Source organism: Vibrio sp. 10N.222.49.C12 (assembly GCF_041475025.1).
Classification (GTDB): Bacteria; Pseudomonadota; Gammaproteobacteria; order Enterobacterales; family Vibrionaceae; genus Vibrio; species Vibrio crassostreae_C.
Map to the genome: position 1 here is coordinate 76290 of NZ_JBFRVF010000025.1, position 16663 is coordinate 92952.

At 39.4% G+C, this 16663-nt stretch carries 19 protein-coding genes and 1 pseudogene; 6 read left to right on the forward strand and 14 right to left on the reverse strand.

Going from position 1 to position 16663, the window contains the following annotated elements:
* Positions 1-4: 4 nt before the first annotated feature.
* Genes AB4583_RS08910 through AB4583_RS08970 form a run of 13 tightly spaced genes read right to left on the reverse strand, consistent with a single transcriptional unit; the run spans position 5 to position 10926 of the window.
* Positions 5-1516: a pilus assembly protein TadG-related protein gene (locus AB4583_RS08910; protein WP_372117065.1), complete on the reverse strand. Its 1512-nt coding sequence runs from the start codon at positions 1514-1516 to the stop codon at positions 5-7.
* 1 nt (position 1517) lies between these two features.
* Positions 1518-2048, reverse strand: coding sequence for a tight adherence pilus pseudopilin TadF (gene tadF / locus AB4583_RS08915; RefSeq protein WP_372117067.1), 531 nt, complete (start codon positions 2046-2048; stop codon positions 1518-1520).
* Between the two features lie 5 nt (positions 2049-2053).
* Positions 2054-2542, reverse strand: coding sequence for a TadE/TadG family type IV pilus assembly protein (locus AB4583_RS08920; RefSeq protein ID WP_372102539.1), 489 nt, complete (start codon positions 2540-2542; stop codon positions 2054-2056).
* 9 nt (positions 2543-2551) lie between these two features.
* Positions 2552-3277 carry a tetratricopeptide repeat protein gene (locus AB4583_RS08925; RefSeq protein WP_372117069.1) on the reverse strand — a complete coding sequence of 242 codons (726 nt, stop codon included), beginning with the start codon at positions 3275-3277 and terminating at the stop codon, positions 2552-2554.
* Positions 3274-4128 carry a type II secretion system F family protein gene (locus AB4583_RS08930; RefSeq protein ID WP_372117071.1) on the reverse strand — a complete coding sequence of 285 codons (855 nt, stop codon included), beginning with the start codon at positions 4126-4128 and terminating at the stop codon, positions 3274-3276. Before AB4583_RS08930 ends, AB4583_RS08925 begins: the two co-directional genes overlap by 4 nt.
* Positions 4125-5027 (reverse strand): type II secretion system F family protein, encoded by a 903-nt coding sequence (locus AB4583_RS08935; RefSeq protein ID WP_372117150.1) that lies wholly within the window; start codon positions 5025-5027, stop codon positions 4125-4127. The genes AB4583_RS08930 and AB4583_RS08935 overlap by 4 nt, the downstream gene beginning before the upstream one ends.
* 2 nt (positions 5028-5029) lie before the next feature.
* On the reverse strand, positions 5030-6307 hold the full coding sequence (locus AB4583_RS08940; protein WP_065584029.1) for a CpaF family protein: 1278 nt from the start codon (positions 6305-6307) through the stop codon (positions 5030-5032).
* On the reverse strand, positions 6304-7539 hold the full coding sequence (locus AB4583_RS08945; protein WP_372117073.1) for a CpaE family protein: 1236 nt from the start codon (positions 7537-7539) through the stop codon (positions 6304-6306). Before AB4583_RS08945 ends, AB4583_RS08940 begins: the two co-directional genes overlap by 4 nt.
* Positions 7540-7541: 2 nt before the next feature.
* Positions 7542-8018 (reverse strand): hypothetical protein, encoded by a 477-nt coding sequence (locus tag AB4583_RS08950; protein WP_372117074.1) that lies wholly within the window; start codon positions 8016-8018, stop codon positions 7542-7544.
* Positions 8015-9376: a type II and III secretion system protein family protein gene (locus tag AB4583_RS08955; protein ID WP_372117076.1), complete on the reverse strand. Its 1362-nt coding sequence runs from the start codon at positions 9374-9376 to the stop codon at positions 8015-8017. The genes AB4583_RS08950 and AB4583_RS08955 overlap by 4 nt, the downstream gene beginning before the upstream one ends.
* Positions 9376-10197, reverse strand: coding sequence for a Flp pilus assembly protein CpaB (cpaB, locus tag AB4583_RS08960; protein WP_372117078.1), 822 nt, complete (start codon positions 10195-10197; stop codon positions 9376-9378). The genes AB4583_RS08955 and cpaB overlap by 1 nt, the downstream gene beginning before the upstream one ends.
* The gene (locus AB4583_RS08965; protein ID WP_065584034.1) at positions 10197-10670 is read right to left on the reverse strand and encodes a prepilin peptidase; all 474 of its coding nucleotides are present in this window, start codon (positions 10668-10670) and stop codon (positions 10197-10199) included. The genes cpaB and AB4583_RS08965 overlap by 1 nt, the downstream gene beginning before the upstream one ends.
* A gap of 34 nt (positions 10671-10704) precedes the next feature.
* Complete coding sequence (locus AB4583_RS08970) at positions 10705-10926, reverse strand: Flp family type IVb pilin (protein ID WP_372117080.1); 222 nt, start codon at positions 10924-10926, stop codon at positions 10705-10707.
* A gap of 321 nt (positions 10927-11247) precedes the next feature.
* Between AB4583_RS08970 and AB4583_RS08975 the strand changes: the two genes are divergently transcribed.
* The 4 genes and pseudogenes from AB4583_RS08975 (at position 11248) to AB4583_RS08990 (ending at position 14954) form a co-directional block, all read left to right on the forward strand.
* Positions 11248-12114: a LysR family transcriptional regulator gene (locus tag AB4583_RS08975; RefSeq protein WP_017060824.1), complete on the forward strand. Its 867-nt coding sequence runs from the start codon at positions 11248-11250 to the stop codon at positions 12112-12114.
* A 101-nt stretch (positions 12115-12215) separates the two neighbouring features.
* Positions 12216-12902 (forward strand): transglycosylase SLT domain-containing protein, encoded by a 687-nt coding sequence (locus tag AB4583_RS08980; RefSeq protein WP_157939983.1) that lies wholly within the window; start codon positions 12216-12218, stop codon positions 12900-12902.
* A 136-nt stretch (positions 12903-13038) separates the two neighbouring features.
* Positions 13039-13182, forward strand: a pseudogene (locus AB4583_RS08985) (helix-turn-helix domain-containing protein); the annotation flags it as partial.
* Between the two features lie 83 nt (positions 13183-13265).
* Positions 13266-14954, forward strand: a complete 1689-nt coding sequence (locus tag AB4583_RS08990; RefSeq protein WP_086775617.1) for an AMP-binding protein — start codon at positions 13266-13268, stop codon at positions 14952-14954.
* A gap of 91 nt (positions 14955-15045) precedes the next feature.
* On the opposite strand, the gene AB4583_RS08995 is transcribed toward AB4583_RS08990, so the two are convergent.
* Entirely contained in the window at positions 15046-15252 is a 207-nt protein-coding gene (locus AB4583_RS08995; RefSeq protein ID WP_102393184.1) for a DUF1127 domain-containing protein, read from the reverse strand.
* A gap of 103 nt (positions 15253-15355) precedes the next feature.
* Between AB4583_RS08995 and AB4583_RS09000 the strand changes: the two genes are divergently transcribed.
* Together AB4583_RS09000 and AB4583_RS09005 are read left to right on the forward strand one after the other, a co-directional pair.
* Positions 15356-16306 (forward strand): LysR substrate-binding domain-containing protein, encoded by a 951-nt coding sequence (locus AB4583_RS09000; RefSeq protein ID WP_372117082.1) that lies wholly within the window; start codon positions 15356-15358, stop codon positions 16304-16306.
* A gap of 45 nt (positions 16307-16351) precedes the next feature.
* A complete protein-coding gene (locus tag AB4583_RS09005; protein ID WP_012604684.1) occupies positions 16352-16564 on the forward strand; it encodes a VF530 family DNA-binding protein in 213 nt (70 codons plus the stop codon).
* The last annotated feature ends 99 nt before the right edge of the window (positions 16565-16663 follow it).

Here is a 16663-nt window from a genome sequence, read left to right on the forward strand (position 1 = left end):
TTACTCACCCGTATAGTCTCGATACACCAGTACCTCGAGATCCTTTTTGAATTAGCTCTTCGATTCGTTGTATTAACTCCTCCCTATCACTAACATCAATAATGTCTGAGCCAGGGTCAATCACACAATCTTGAAACCCACTTTGATCACTTGCATTAAAATCAATGCCAATCACGCCGATGAACAAACTGCCGTTCTCAGTCATGAAATGCTCTCTAGCCTCATCACAAAGGCCATTATCGACTAAGTTAGGGAGTATTCCATTATTAGGAAACTCCTGACCATCACTAAGAATGATGATAATTTTCAACTTTCCGTTGTACTCTTCAATTTCCTCAGGTGTCGCGCTACTGTCTGGTTGCCCATCATTGAGTACCTGTAAACCGCGAATCAAGCCTTGATAGGCTGCAGTATTCCCACCTGCATTCATATCTTGCACAATAGCAACTTCATCAATATCGCTAGTTAAAGGAAGCACATAGTGCCCATTACCTGTTGTTCTTACCATTCCAGAGTGGTAGAGAACATTGTCGGCAGACCTAAAATGGAAATTAAATGCAGCATCATCAATCTTATTATTGAACATGTCATCTACTGAGTTTGAATAGTCAACTAAGCTTGCGATCTCAAGTCTTCGTCCATTCATGCTCATAACACTTTCAACTGTTTTCGCCTCATAAAACTGCCAAGATTCTTGTGTTGGACAAGCGTCCACATCATTGGCACAAGCACGAACAGTATCTCGTGACTTATTGGCCCAATATCCCCAATCCACCTGCTCATAGGTTCTAGTAAATGAACCGTCCGCTTTATACCTTAATTGACTACCCGCATAGAGCGAGTCTGATATTTTGTCTTGTACTCTCAAATTAAAAGGAACTATAGCTAATCGGTTAAGGATAATCGTATCTCCAGCCCGAGGTACAAGTATTCTCAAAGCTAGCTCGTCAACCGCAACTTTCAAAGAATCAATTTTTTTTGATATGCTTGAAGTCCCCTGTGACCAGTTACGTGTCATAGAGCCTGAAAAATCAGTAACTAATACGACATCAACGATCTTATCGCCGAGATATTCAGGGTATTTTGCAGCTTCCGCCTCACCAAATAACGGTTGAGTGTCCTCAAACGATGGAACGAGGTTGAGAGCAAACCATGAGTCATATACCGTCGTTGCATCAACGTCATAACCAATTATCTCTGTATTATCGTTTTCGAGTGTTGGTGCTTGATAATTACGCTTTGTTGTCACCTTCACGCTACGAACTTCTCTTACATAATCTTTAACATAAAGCTCTGCCATCTCTTGTGCACTTGCAGCTTTATCATCAATAGTAATTGCAAGTGCAGCTGCTTGTGCTGAGTCGCGTAGGCGACTTGACTCAGTAATATACCTAGCCCCCTCGACAGCAAAAAAAGTAACTCCTAAAATAGGGACTAACGACAAACCTAGCCAGACAGCAGCAACGCCTGCTTGCCTTTGTAAGCTGATAAACTGTGATTTCCCGTGTCTGTTCATACTACCTCCCTACCATCACTGAACTGGATGATATGATCATTGTTGAAGATGAAGGATCTCCCCAAACACGCGAAAACCAAGAATCGCTTTCAACACAAAGTGATACTTGGTAAAGCGGAAAAATGATCCCATCCTCTTCAGGAACCAATTGTGTTTTTTGATCAATACCAAGTGATGAGCAGCCTAAGGTGCCATATCTTGGCGAGGCAAATACACTCCGTATTGTTTTGTCTTGTAATGATTCAATTTGAATTGCAACATTGTTACTATTTGTATTTAACAGTCTCCCCGAGATACTCTGCATCTCAGTTAAGTCCTGTTGAGATAAATTAAAACGCTCATCATAAAAGCGTGTTCGCTCTTTTAAAACATTTACGATAGAGAAGGAAGCTCGATCAAGTTGAGCACGAACTATAAGCTTATGGCTTACATCAGTCATGAAGTAGAAAAGTGCAATAAGTACAATCAGTACCAAAAATAACTCTATACTGAACGACCCTTTACATTTATGAAAAGACGTATGTTTGGTCATATTCATCACTCCCACCCCTCGTGCTCTAGGGTTAGCACAATCGTTCTTTCTATCGGCTCTTCTTGTTGTAAAAAAAATGGCCAAATTGGTTTATGGTTATAAACTAACTTGATCTCAGCAATATTATACCCTTCATCATTAAGGACGAGCTCCGCGTCTGATGCACTGACATTTGAAATGAAATCCGCATAACTTTTATAATAAAGTCCAGACACCTCAAATTCGTCTTTAGGGGAGAGAAATGACCATAAGGCATCTGGAGAGTTTTTTACCGACTTCAAAACAGTATCGTAGCTATTATATGAAGAAGATCCTTGATGTACTGCTGCAGCTCTTACTGATTCCCTCAAAGAATATTCGAGTAAATTAATTGCATAAATACGATACCCCATTTCAAATATCATCACAGTTGCAACAATTAAAACAATCGCACCAAGAGAAAACTCTACCGTGGTTACTCCTCTTTCTTTATATTTACACTTCAACCATTTCATATTAACCACCTACTCTAAGTTGAGCGGGGAGATCACTCTAGCTATTTGTTGTAGTTCTCTTTGTGAATACTCTTCACCGAGTAACTTTTCAGCACTTCGCATATCACCTAATTTAATAAATGCAATAGCTAGGTTAGCTCTGACTTTTTTGTTTGCTGGGTTTCTGTTGTAAACAGGAGAGAGAATTGTTACAACCTCTGAATATTTATTTTCGGCAAACTTAACCATGGCTAAATTATTTTTAACCGCAATATCATCATAGCCTTTCATTCGAGCTCTATTAAATGCATTTTCAGCGTGAGGGTATCTTCCCAGCATACAATAGGAAATCCCCATCATCATTTGAACATCAGAGCTTTCATTGCCTATCTCAACAGATTTTCTAAAACTGTCTACCGCCAAGTTATCTAAACCATCGTGGTGGTAAATCTCCCCTCTTAATTGCAGTAAATCTTGATTTACTACACCCTGACTAATCAAGTAATCTGAATAAAACCGAGAGGATTCAACATCCCCAAGTTCAAAGTAGGCTAGCGCTAAGGATTGCATAATTTTAAAGTCATTTGGGGTTTGAGAAAGTTCGTACTTATAAGCATCAACTAAACCTTCGTAGTTTCCTATTTTCTTCAAACTCTCTATATCTGCATAGCCTTCACTAGCTGGTTGTGTTGAATTTGATACACAACCGGATAGAATAAAGAAAAATAGTAACACTATCGTTTTTAAAATACTCATAACTGTGCACCTAAATTAAAATTCATCTGTGACACGCCCGGAGCCAAAATAAGTATCACGATAGGAAACATGATTAGTAAAATTAACGGAATACTCATTTTCGCAGATAACTTTCCCATCTTCTCCTCTATATTAAGCAATTGCATCTTTCGCATATCTTCCGCAAGATCTGCTAATATATTCGCAACGGAAGAACCATACTGTATATTTTGGATAATGGTTAAAACAAAACTAGAAACTTCTGGAGCGGGAAGTCGATTAGATAAATCATTAAGAGCCCTATCAATACCTTTAATCTTCCCGGAATCGGCAGTAATTTTAACTTGATAACACAAGTTTTTATCAAAACCTTGAAGCTCCTTAGCTAAATAAGAAAATGAAGCTTCTATTGTCATTCCGGTTTGGACACAAACAGCCATCATGTCCAATAAATATGGTAGGTTTTTTGATATTCTTTTCACCACTATCTTTTTTCTTAAATCAAGTATCATATCAGGTAAAATTACAATCGTTAGTATTCCTAAACATCCATATAACGCTAAGTTCATTAAAGATATATCTAACCAAAGTAAATAGATTGTATAAACTGCGATCAAGAAAATTTTAAATGGGAAGTAAAGTATAGCGAGACCTTTGGTGTGAAATCCCGCATCTTTGAGTCTCTGCTCCAACTCTTTACGATTCTCCTTACCAAACTTAACAAGGAAATTTCCCATTTTATGTGTATTAGTTTTTCTTTTGTTTAATCCAAAAAATTTATCCATTCGCTTTTTCTTTCGACTAACAAAATACAAATCAATAAAAAGCACTAAAAGTATGATGATCAAAGCCAAAATTCCGTAGGTAATCATAACTTGACCCTCTTAACTAGCAACCAAACAATGAATAATCCCAAGACCTCACTACCAACCACATAATAAAGAATCCACCTACCCTCAGGATCATTTAAAATAAAATCGATATTTGCTGGATGAATTTGACTTATTATTAATACAAAAATGATTGGAATTGCGGCAACCACTTTAGCTGAAATTCGAGCTTCCGAGGTCATTGCCATTTTTTTCATCTCCATGGTTCGCGCATCAACAAGGACTCGAATCAACCTAGCCAATACACCTTTGAGCTGACCACCGCGACTTAAGTTAGCTCGGATAGTAATAGTAAAAAAGATATACTCAGGATAAGGAAATGCGCGACACGATCGCTTAAGAACATGCTCTGCATTCTCACCCAATTTTAAACGCTCCCCCATATCTTTAAACTGCCGACCGATCTCTCCTGACATATTGTCACCAACAAAACAAAATGCCTGCATCAAGCTTTCGCCAGCAGTTACCGCACTCATAAGAATATTTAGTGCATCAGGAAACGTTTGCTCAAAATTTCGACGTCTTTTATTTTTTAAGTATTGATAACCGGTAAAAATTAAGAAGCAGGCCAGCAAGGCAAGGTAGAGATAAGAGTTTAAGGTTAAGAAGTTAAAGATAATAAGGTAGGAAACCCAAACCGAGAGAATGACATATACAATCGCAATAAAGTTACCTCTTGGACCAAGTACCTCTATGGTGGGAGAGAGATCATGCTTAAACTCAGACCAGCGTTTTTTGCCAATAAGAGATTGGAAATTAATCGCGTCAATACCCTCATCATCAGTTTGAGCTGCCGGAAAATAGTTTTTAACTTTTCCTTTCTTACTCGGGATAAGTAAAAAGCACGCAAAACCAAATAGTATGAGAGACAGCCACAATATATTCATGAACCCTCACCTCTAAATGACTGCATCAACTCATCATATAACCCATAGAAATGCGCTTTTTTAACCAGTTGCGACCGCTGCATTATCCCCTCTGTTGTGAACTTACCTCGAACTACCTCGCCGTAATTGACCTCGTCATACTGAAAAGCAAAAATTTCTTCCATCACAACGCTGTCACCCTCTAGGCCGACAATTTCTGATATGCTAGTGACCTTTCTCGTTCCGTCTCTAAGTCGGTTCACCTGGACAACAACTTCGATCGCACTAACTATTGCTCGTCTAATCGCATCTAGCGGCTGGTTTAGGTTCGCCATCATGACCATAGACTCAACACGGCCAATAGCATCTCTAGGAGAATTGGAGTGTAAGGTTGACATAGAGCCTTCGTGACCGGTGTTCATTGCCTGTAACATCTCAAATGCCTCTGAGCCACGACACTCCCCAAGAATTATTCTATCGGGTCGCATCCGCAGAGCATTAATAACCAAATCTCGCTGCGTAACCAAACCTGTACTTTCTATACTCTCGACTCTCGTTTCCAAGCGAACTAGATTCGGCTGTTCTAAGCGAAGTTCAGCCGCATCTTCGATAGTGACAATACGCTCGTCATCGCTAATGTATTGTGAAAGAGCGTTAAGTAATGTTGTCTTACCAGAGCCCGTCCCTCCAGAAATAAGTATATTAAGTCGACACCGTGATGCGATAGAAAGAACTCTAGCCATATCAAATGACATAGAATCAAATTCCACCAACGATTCTAAATCAATATTTTGCTCTCTGAACTTCCGAATCGATATCGTCGTTCCATCAAGAGCAATTGGAGGGATGACGATATTAACCCGACTCCCGTCAGCTAGGCGAGCATCAACAGTTGGAGAAAGTTCATCGACACGTCGACCAACGCGCGAAGCGATCTGTTTAGCTATATTTAATAGTTGGGCCTCATCAACAAAAGTAATATCCGAACGCTCAATCTTGCCATGCTTTTCAAAGAAAACATTATTTGGTCCATTAACCATAATATCAGTGATAGCATTATCATCGACTAATGGTTGAATTGGTCCTAAGCCAAATAACTCATCCAACATACTTTTGACAATACTAGAACGCATCATCGTGGTTACGGGACGTTCATAACTTTGAGCAAGTACATCTACTGCACTTTTGACTTGAACTTCAAGCTCGCTTCGAGACATACCTTGAATAGCCTCTACATCTAAAGCCTCAAAGATCTGCATTCGAAATGACGAATAAATCTCTTTATTAGAACTCATCTACCCACCAATCGAGATAGCCAGCCATGAGGCTTGCCAGAGCTTTGTCCATTAATTAGGCTCGTCAGTTCTTCAATCGCATTATTGACGCTTCGTTCATGCTTATGAGCACGCTTACCTTCAATCAGCAAATGAGAAAGCTTCTTGCAATACACCATATTTAGATCAACTTTCGCACCAAGATATTTATCTAGGTCAGACTGCTCTATAACGAATGTACTTTCAGGACGATGATGATTAGCAAAAGTAACGACTCGGATTCGCTTACCGATTGAAATCTGTTTTTGCTCTAACGTTTCTAGCAGAGATTTTGCGTTGCGAATAGAAGAAACTGAAGGCTCAAAAACCACGACAATAACATCATAAGTTTCCACGAGTAGCTGAGGGTCAACTCTGAAATCTATGCTGCCCGAAAAGTCTTCGATAATGAAGTTGGTATTTCGGCTCATCAGTTCACATAATATCTGGTTGTAATTAAATATTTTATCTTGATCACTCTCTCCTTGAAGAGCAAGTAAGCGAAATGATTTACGAACTTTAGTCAAATATGACAACGCACCTTCGGTGTCTAACTCATGAATGGGAACAGCAAATTCATCAATTGCTTTTGAGCGAAAATCTTCTAAGCCCATTAACACATCAATATTCGAATCACTGTACTGGTGATCGACCAAAATCGTATCAATATTTTGCGATGATAATTTAGAGCCTAGTTCAGCAGTGATAAAGGAAGTTCCAATCCCTCCCTTACTACCAACAACAGCTACCCTCTTAGCTTTTCGTTTTTTACTAACTCCGGTATATGTCTCTAAATTTTTATGTACATTCATAACAAAATCAGAGAACTCGAGCTTATTTATCGGCCAGAGTAAGTAATAAAACCCCATCTCTTTTAGATCTCTAAGAGTCGAGATAGAGTCTTGCCCGCCAATAACAATAACGCCTTTTCGTGTTGGTAATTTACTTGCTATTTCCTGAGCATCAACCAAGATATCTAGGGATTCGATTAGATCGAGTATGACGATATTATCCGTTTGTTCAGAATAGAACTTGGGAGACAAAGCTTCCCTCTTAATGCAATGCGGCTCGTTCCACCCCTCAAATTGAAACATCTCTTTGACTAAGTCTGAGCATTCTTTTGATTGATAAATCAGAGCACAACTAGCAGGGCCATTCGTTAGCTCAACAACTTGAGGTGTTGTGTCTTTTATATTTTTGACGAGATCAAACATAACTAGATTCCCTCTACCAATCTTTCCTTGTGAGCGACCTGGCGAACTCTTGCAGCTTCAGAGAAGCAATTTCGGCTAAATTCAGGGCCTTCTATTTGGGGAATATCACACTTTTGAGTCACTAAGGTGTGATAAGTGATCGTCACTTTAAGATCTTTACTCTGATTACCGTTTTTTTGAATAGCAAATGACTCAGCCGCGAGAGCAAGAGTAGGAAAATCAACAATCGCTTTAGTGACAACTTGCTTACCTTTATTGGTGCGATATTCGAAGAGATAAGAAGCTCCAGGATCAACCTCCTGCACTTTCTGCAACAAACCTACAAGTTGCGCCTGCGTCTCTCTCAATGACATAACAGTAAAGGTATAAGTGTGCGTTTCTGGGTAAACCAAATATTCCGCGCCTTTTCCATTGAAGTAACGTTCAGTACAACCAGAGAGCAGCAATATAAATAAAACAGCAAATAAACAATGTCTCATCGGATAAACCCTCCTTCAGAAAGCAACTCAATTGCCGGCTCATTCCCTTTGATGGCCGGAGTCGGATCTCCAATATTTAACCAACGGTAAAAGGTCGATGTGCGCTGTATTTGTGGAATTTGAACATCTTTACTTTTTAATGGTTTAACCAGATTAACGGTTGCAACAATGATCAACTCGGTACGACGACGATCCGTGTTTGATTTTCTGAATGCAGCACCAAGTAATGGAATGTCTCCGAGCAACGGGGTTTTCTGTAGCTCTTCTAAGTCAGAACTACTCATTAAACCACCCAAGACAAAGCTATCACCATCTCCTAACTCAACAGTTGTCATTGCGCGTCGGGTAGCCAATTGCGGAACTTCAATGCCTGCTGCTTGAATATAACGTTCAACTTCACTCACTTCCGGCATAAGTTGCATGCGAATTCTTTCGTCACTATGTACCTTTGCCGTAAGCCCGAGGCGAACACCATATTCACGGAAAGTAATGTTAATAGCGTCACCAGTAGCGACAATAACGGGTATCTCACCACCAACTAGGAAACTTGCCGACTCTCCAGAAACAACCGTCAAATTTGGTTCAGCAAGGATTTGAGCTATATTTTCATTCCCCAAAGCAGTAATAACTGTCGTCAAGTCTGCGGCATCAAATTGTTGGAATAAAAATTCCCCAACGTTAGCCCCAACACTTGACCAATCAACACCAATAGTTTGCCCAAAGGTTTCAGTTACTTGAGCCACCGAAATTTTAACGTTAACTTGCTGTACAGAAGCTACTTTCAGTTGTTCAATGATTCCATCCCACGTCATGTTTCTTGCAAATATGAGCGATTCAGATTCTGGTACAGAGATAGTTTCACTCTCATACGTGAATTGCTGAGTATCTTCATATCGAGCTACTTTATCCCTAGACAGCAATGTAGCGATTAGACGGTATATATTGTCACGCTCTTCCTCACTATTTACGACACCACTGACAACGACCTGCTCACCAATAGACTCTATTTTTATATCAAGATTTGGATAGAAAGCGCGCAACTGTCTTCGTACGTGACTCAAGTCAATATCGACAACGATACGCTCGGAAAGCAAAATCTTCATACCTTCTCCATAAATAATTATCTTTGATTGGCCTATTTCCTTAGCGAATACAACGATTGTGTTCTCATCCACGACGTTATAATCAGCAATATCAGGAGCACTAATGAAAACTGTGGATATCGGCTCACCAACTCGAATGTGATGACCGTCATTTTGAGTTATGTAGGTATCTGCGTTCGCTTTGAATGAAAGCGATATGCATAACACTATCAACCAGTATTTAGGTAATAACTCTAAGAGTTTTTGTATTTTCATTAGAGTTCATCTCCCTGATTGGATAAACGACTTGCCCCTCTTAGCTCTGCAACTCCACTGTAGTTTTCAATAACATTTCGTACATCAGCCTGAACCGGCTTTTCATATTCATAAGAACGATATACTTCAAGGTGCATCGTCTTCTCGGCGATAGAAAGTCTTGCTATATCAGTAGGATCTATCTCTAATATTATGATAATGGCGTCTTCTTGGCTTGCCTGAGTATCGGCTCTTATCAAAGAGTCACTTTCTTCGTTTTGCTCTACACCCAGCACTTTGGCATTTCTTAGTAAATGTTTTGCATGTACCCCTGTATACTCAATTGTTGCTTCTTCTACAGAGAGATTATCTTGAGGAGAGCTTATTGCTAGTATGTCTACAAAGACACCAGGTCTGATATAACCGGCGACCAAATTTTCACGGCTCACCTGGAGAGGAAACGGCTCTTTTCCATCAGAAATCAACAAATCTATATAGCCTGCATTTCCTTTTGCTACTTGAAATTCAGGCATCACTAAACGGCCCGCAGTTATATTTCGGTTCAGTAACGTAGAGGGGGAAAAATCGAGTTCAACGTCTGAGCGTACGCCTTTTTCTAGAGCCAAATCTAACAAGACTTGTTCTCTAACGACCTGCTCAGAAGACACAGGCTTGCCTCTATCTAGATCTGTCTTCGCACGCCAAACTTGGACGTAAACGTCTTCTTTTTTAGGTGAGGTAACGGCATTTTTAGTTTGATTGTCGTTCGGATTTAAAAGTAAACCGTATACCCCTAAACCTATTGCAATCAAAGCAATGATAATGGCTAATCTGGAACGCATTACACTTCTCCCACATAGATGTACTGCATTATCGAAAAGACAAACCCGAAAGATATTGCTATACCATACGGAATTCCGAAAAGTTTAATTAGTCCTAATTGAAACCGATTATCTATGAATTGGAGAATCAAATAAACCAGAGCTAACAAGCCTCCGATAACAGTTATTACTACATATGTATAAGGCCAAAAGCTTGAGGGGGTTGCTAAACTCAATGCAGCCATTAATTTAATGTCTCCGCCACCGATCACTTTTAAACCATATATAATCAAAAGCACAAAATATAAAAACGCTAATGAATAAATATACTCAATAGAGAAATGATTATGACCAATTAACATAGATAGAAACAAAGCACACCCAACTGCTTTATTACTAATCCGACGAAACTTTAGATCTGAAAATACAACATATGAAAGCAATAATAATAAAGAGCACAAAAGCATGTGCTCTGTGTATTTAATCTGTCCCATAAATAATTTTTCTTAAGGACTAATATTAGGTTAATTATTCTTTAAGAAGCTTCGCTTCCTGCCCTAATTCTGTACCCAAGTTTGTAAACCCAAGAGCCAGTTCATCAACGAAACCTTTATCGCTGAAAAAAGCTGTCACTAACAAAACAGCCATTGCAATAGCAATCAAACCATATTCAATAGCTGTCACACCTCTCTCGTCTTTTCTTAGATCAGCAATAAAATTTGTCGTATACACGTAAAGTTTAGTAATCATGATGCCATCCTTTTTTCATGCTTCTAGTGCAAAGCAATTAGATCTTAGTAATCAGATCACTTTCTCACATTCGGTTACTATCGGTTTCCCCGATATCCAAACCCAAAATGCACGCGATTTAAAAGTGGTTATTTTTTCATATTACCTATCTAATTAATTTAAAGAGATTTAGCTTCTAAATTAATATTTATCATTGAAAATTAAGTTTATTGCACTCAAAGTCAAAGTGTGATCTTCGTCACACTTTAATTTCAAATAGTGCCAATTCAAATTATTAGTATTAACCTAATACTTACGGTGCAAAGTCTGCAGGAGGGATATATGAGGCTCACTTTAGACAATTTAATCTCATTTCATACTGTTGCCTCTGAAGGTTCGTTCAGTTGTGCTGCGAGGAAACTAGGTAAATCGCAATCAACGATAAGTGGAGCGATAAAAAATCTAGAACAAGATTTAGGATATTTTCTTTTTGATAGAGGTGGTCACACGGTATCATTAACCGATAAAGGAAAAAAAATATATGCGCTAACCACACCAATAATAAGCAAACACAAAGAGTTAAGTAACATTGCTAAAAATCTATCAAATTCAAATTTAACAAAAATAAAAGTAGGTATTGACCTACTAATGCTAAATTCAAATGTAAGAAATGCTCTTATTGAATTTTCTGAGGAGTTTCCAGAAGTTGAGATAAACGTTGTAACAAAACCAAGCTATATTTTAGGTGATTATATCAATCGTAAGAAAATTGATATCGCGATAGGAAACCCCTATCACAAAACCATCTATAACTTTAATATAGAAGAATTATTTTTAGTTAATTGCATTTGGGTGGCGAGTAAAGAAGTCGTTCAAAACTCAAAATTCAATTCAAAAAACAATCGATTGTTATTGCTTGATGGATATAAAGATATTATTGATTATTCCATCATTTCAAGCCATAACATTTGGGTATTGGATGATATTAGTACTATCCTTGAACTCTGTAGCGCAGGGAAAGGGATAGCCCTTCTTCCACAGCATATCATTGAAACCAAAACAGTAATGAACAAATTAATAAAAATACCCAGTGATACTCAATTGTTTGGTAAGCAAATATATGCGTCCATGATCTGGCCATTGCACAGTGAGTTTGGAAAATATCATCAGTGGATTCATAACAGACTAAGAAGTACCTATCACCTATGAAACATGAACAACAGCTCTATTAAAATATGAAGTATCTCTGCCTTTCAGCTTCATTGATATTAATTAGTTTTAATAGTGAGATCTCAGCGAAAGTGACTTATATGAGAGACTCGATAAACTCTTATGAAGAACTGCAAGAAAATCAAAGATTGCAGCGAATTGTGGTTCCGAAAAGCAAAAGAATACACGAAATACGAGCTTCCAAAACCGATCCACCCGTACTTCTATCCCATAAAATCACTGACAGCGTCAGCAATAAATATACAATATATCAAACTCACATTGAGCGTTCTGCAACAAAGTGGGAAATTCCATCATCATTAATCGTTGCTATGATACACGCCGAAAGTTTCTTCGACCCAAATGCTGTTTCCCACGCCTCTGCTATTGGATTAATGCAAATTCTTGTTAATGGTGGGGCTGCTGAAGTTTCACGCGAACTTTATGACAATAGACCTATCAGAGCACAAGATCTCTTTATCCCTGAATTCAATATTGATGTAGGGACCGCTTATTTGCATCTCTTGGAGACGAAGTATCTCAACAACATTCGCTCCTCTAGCGCGAGAAGACTACTAGCAATTGCTTCCTATAACTGTGGCTTATCTAATCTAATGAAATACTCCTTCGGTGATAAAGACATCAGTTCATTCTCCAAAAATATCAATAAGTTATCAGTTGATGAGTTATATACAATGCTAACAACACAATTACGTATTGCAGAAACAAGAACTTACGTAGCAAAAGTGTACAAACTAAACAAGCAATACCAAGCCTTGCTCAACTGATGCATATATTCTTATATGGCGATGGCGATCATTAAATTTCTAACCTAAAATTTGAATTGATAACAGCTCTGGTAATTGAATACAGTGGCAGGGTTGTTTCGATAATATCTTATAATAAACCGTGGACTTACACGTAGCGGATACCGAATCAAAAATAGCTGTAATTTCTTATCAATGTGGCTACAAGGATGTGTCGTATTTTTCAAGAATTTTTAAGAAAAGGACGGGCGTAACCCCTGCAAGCTATAGACGTGCCTGCACAGATAACAGAAAACGCTAATTTTACTCCCTAAAAGAAAAAATCATGGTACATTTAACATGATTTTAACAAAAATAACTTAGCGAAAAACATGGAGTTAGACAATGATTCAGCCTAACGAGTTTAGCCAAGAACAAGCAACAGCTCTCCCTACACCCAATGACATGATTTTAAAATGGGCAGAAGAACGTCCAGATGAAGTCTATTTGAAACAGATTATTAACCGCCAATTTGTCGAATTTACTTATAAAGAAGTAGCCGACAAAGCACTGAAACTGGCATCAGCATTAGAAGGACTCGGCGCCCAACCTGGCGATCGAGTCGCTCTCGTATCGAAAAACTGTGCAGAATGGTTCATCTGCGATCTTGCCATGATGTTAGGAGATTTTGTCAGCGTCCCAATCTTTCCTACAGCGGGTGCAGATACCATTCAATACTGTATTGAACACAGTGAAAGTAAAATTGTGATTGCGGGTAAGCTTGACGATCCTAAAGCCACTCAAAAAGTACTTGATGACAATCCGAGCTTAGTGAGCATTTCACTGCCATACGACAGTGCAGCGAAGTGCCAACACACTTTCGAACAGCTCATTGATACACATGAACCATCAACCAAACGCCCACAGCATCACGACGATAAGCTTATGTCACTTGTTTATACATCGGGTACATCAGGGTTACCAAAAGGCGCAATGCTCACGTACGGTGCGTTTACTTGGTCTGTTCAAAGGTTGATTGACCATATTGGGATCCAACCTGGCGATCGCCTGTTTTCTTACCTACCGCTTGCTCATATTACAGAACGCGTTTACATCTTTGGTTCTTCAGTTATGGGGGGCGTGGTTACGGCTTTCCCTGAATCTTTAGACACCTTTATTGATGATGTGAAAATGCATCGCCCTACATTGTTTATCTCAGTTCCTCGCTTATGGACTCTGTTCCAGCAGCGAATCCAAGACAAATTGCCACAGAAGAAACTGAACTTCTTATTGAAGATTCCGTTTATCAACAACATCATTAAGAAGAAACTTGCTGATGGCTTAGGGTTAGACCAAGCTCGCGTTCTTGGATGTGGTTCTGCCCCTGTATCACCTGCTCTACTCGCATGGTATGAGAGCGTTGGCCTGCACATTACCGAGGCATGGGGCATGACAGAGTCTTTCGCCTACAGCACGCTCAATTACCCATTCAGAGCCGATAAAATTGGTACGGTTGGTAATGCAGGTCCAGGGATCGAACTCAAAATAGCTGAAGATGAAGAGATTCTAGTTCGAGGCAAAGGCTTATTCTCTGGTTACTACAAGAATGATATTGCAACCCAAGAGTCTTTTAACTCGGATGGTTGGCTTCATACCGGTGATATCGGTGATATCGATAGTGAAGGTTACCTAACGATTCGTGGGCGTAAGAAAGATACCTTTAAAACCGCTAAAGGTAAGTTTGTTGCCCCTGTACCAATCGAAAACAAACTGTTTGAGTACAGCCGCGTAGAAATGATGTGTTTGATAGGTCTTGGCCTACCTGGTCCAATCCTACTTGTGGTACCGCATGACTTCCCTAATTTCGATCGAGCTCGCTATGAGAAAACGACAAAGCGCGTTATCGAGAAAATGAACGAGCAGCTTGGTTCACACGAGAAGATCAAAGGTGTATTGATGATTAAGGAACCATGGAGCATTGAGAATGGCGTGTTAACCCCGACTCTCAAAATCAAGCGACATATCCTTGAGCAGAAATACCATGAAGTTGGTCATAACTGGCCGAAAGATAAATTGGTGGTTTGGGAAGAATAATTAAAATCGAGAGGGAGCCATTATGGCTCCTTTTTTGGCAGCAAAGTACGCTCAACCTTAGATTAGCCAGTCCCTCCCCTAACACTCCCACTCACTCCCAAAACGATTTTTTCAGTTCCTTATCAACTTGTTCCTGTGTAATCCCTACATCTCTCAACAAATACTCTGGTAGCTCAGACAGCTGCTTTCTGGTTCTACGATTTTGAAAGTACATGCCTAATTTAGAATAGAATTTCTTAATTGATAATGATGACAAAAATGAATGGTTGGTATTTGCGGTTGCTGTGATCGTATCCATAACCTTTCTCCTGTTGATCTTTTGCTTTGTTATGGTCAATAATCGACCAACAGAGCAACATCGACAAACGATAGATACTGGCATTCAGTTAAGGAAAACTAATGTGAGAGAACGAACTCCACCATTCCAAGGGATCTATTACTTTTACACGGCGGCTGAAACAGGCAGTTTTAAACTCGCAGCAGAAAAGCTATTTGTCACGGCTGCGGCTGTCAGCCAGCAAATTCGCCAACTTGAAGAGTGGTTAGGCGCAGACCTGTTTATTCGCCAGCACCGAAAAATAGTATTAACTCATGAAGGTGAAGTGCTCTATCTACAAGCGAAGAAAGGCTTTGCTCATATTCAAGATGGAGTAAGACGAATAAACCAAGACCCCAACCCCACTCAGTTATCGATTTCGACCGTACCCTCTTTTGCACAACATTGGTTAGTTCCTAGAATTGGCGACTTCCGCGACCGTCACCCAGATTTATCTATGTTAATAGAACCGACCAACAAACTGGTTACCTTTGAAGACTCAGCTGTCGATGTCTGTGTTCGATATGGTCATGGTAACTACCCAAATATTGAATCACGTTGGTTAATGGACGAAGTTGTTTACCCTGTCTGTCATCCTATCTATAAAGAAAAATATGGAATCTATGACATCAGCGATCTGCATAAAGCAGAGTTAATTGAAGACCGTTGGCCTGATATGGATTGGAATCTATGGTTAGACGTTGCTGGGGCGAAGGCAGGACGTTCATCATTGCAATTTGACGGCTCACATTTTGTTTTAGAGGGTGCATTATCCGTTCAGGGCGTTGCCTTGGTTAAGCACAGCTTGGTGTATCGCTATTTGCAGGAAAAGAAACTCGTCCGAATCGGTAATATCGCGCTGAAGCCTAAATACAATTATTTTTTGTGCGCGCCTCCGGGTTACTTTCATCGAGAGAAGATAAAACGTTTCGAAGAATGGATGCAGGCTCAGGTTAAATTGTTTGGTGATACAGGTAGAGAAGAGCTTTCGATTATCCACACCGATTACGAACTCAAATGGTCGGATAATTCATAAAGCGAAACTGGTATACTTAGCTCAAATAAATGGCGAGAACATCTCATGACACAAGACAATAATCCACTTCACGGTATCACTCTACAGAAGCTACTGACTGAATTAGTTGAACATTACGGTTGGGAAGAGTTGAGTTACATGGTGAACATCAACTGCTTTAAAAAAGACCCGAGCATTAAATCGAGCTTAAAATTTTTGCGTAAAACAGATTGGGCTCGTACCAAGGTAGAGCAGATTTACATCGACTTAAAGCGTTAATCTCTCCCTACTTTATCTGTCCCGTGTTGATTAAATACGGGACAACCCCTGTGTCTACTTTTTAGGGGCCATATCAATATCACATCTCGCATCTCGCAT

What these genes read in the sequence shown, in the direction of transcription:
- AB4583_RS08970 (WP_372117080.1), bottom strand. Translation starts at nt 10,926, where the DNA reads ATGATTACTAAACTTTACGTGTATACGACAAATTTTATTGCTGATCTA.
- AB4583_RS09005 (WP_012604684.1), top strand. Translation starts at nt 16,352, where the DNA reads ATGACACAAGACAATAATCCACTTCACGGTATCACTCTACAGAAGCTA.
- AB4583_RS08930 (WP_372117071.1), bottom strand. Translation starts at nt 4,128, where the DNA reads ATGATTACCTACGGAATTTTGGCTTTGATCATCATACTTTTAGTGCTT.
- AB4583_RS08955 (WP_372117076.1), bottom strand. Translation starts at nt 9,376, where the DNA reads ATGAAAATACAAAAACTCTTAGAGTTATTACCTAAATACTGGTTGATA.
- AB4583_RS08950 (WP_372117074.1), bottom strand. Translation starts at nt 8,018, where the DNA reads ATGAGACATTGTTTATTTGCTGTTTTATTTATATTGCTGCTCTCTGGT.
- AB4583_RS08965 (WP_065584034.1), bottom strand. Translation starts at nt 10,670, where the DNA reads ATGGGACAGATTAAATACACAGAGCACATGCTTTTGTGCTCTTTATTA.
- AB4583_RS08975 (WP_017060824.1), top strand. Translation starts at nt 11,248, where the DNA reads ATGAGGCTCACTTTAGACAATTTAATCTCATTTCATACTGTTGCCTCT.
- AB4583_RS08995 (WP_102393184.1), bottom strand. Translation starts at nt 15,252, where the DNA reads ATGGATACGATCACAGCAACCGCAAATACCAACCATTCATTTTTGTCA.
- AB4583_RS08940 (WP_065584029.1), bottom strand. Translation starts at nt 6,307, where the DNA reads ATGAGTTCTAATAAAGAGATTTATTCGTCATTTCGAATGCAGATCTTT.
- AB4583_RS08980 (WP_157939983.1), top strand. Translation starts at nt 12,216, where the DNA reads ATGAGAGACTCGATAAACTCTTATGAAGAACTGCAAGAAAATCAAAGA.
- AB4583_RS08945 (WP_372117073.1), bottom strand. Translation starts at nt 7,539, where the DNA reads ATGTTTGATCTCGTCAAAAATATAAAAGACACAACACCTCAAGTTGTT.
- AB4583_RS08990 (WP_086775617.1), top strand. Translation starts at nt 13,266, where the DNA reads ATGATTCAGCCTAACGAGTTTAGCCAAGAACAAGCAACAGCTCTCCCT.
- AB4583_RS08925 (WP_372117069.1), bottom strand. Translation starts at nt 3,277, where the DNA reads ATGAGTATTTTAAAAACGATAGTGTTACTATTTTTCTTTATTCTATCC.
- AB4583_RS08910 (WP_372117065.1), bottom strand. Translation starts at nt 1,516, where the DNA reads ATGAACAGACACGGGAAATCACAGTTTATCAGCTTACAAAGGCAAGCA.
- AB4583_RS08920 (WP_372102539.1), bottom strand. Translation starts at nt 2,542, where the DNA reads ATGAAATGGTTGAAGTGTAAATATAAAGAAAGAGGAGTAACCACGGTA.
- tadF (WP_372117067.1), bottom strand. Translation starts at nt 2,048, where the DNA reads ATGACCAAACATACGTCTTTTCATAAATGTAAAGGGTCGTTCAGTATA.
- cpaB (WP_372117078.1), bottom strand. Translation starts at nt 10,197, where the DNA reads ATGCGTTCCAGATTAGCCATTATCATTGCTTTGATTGCAATAGGTTTA.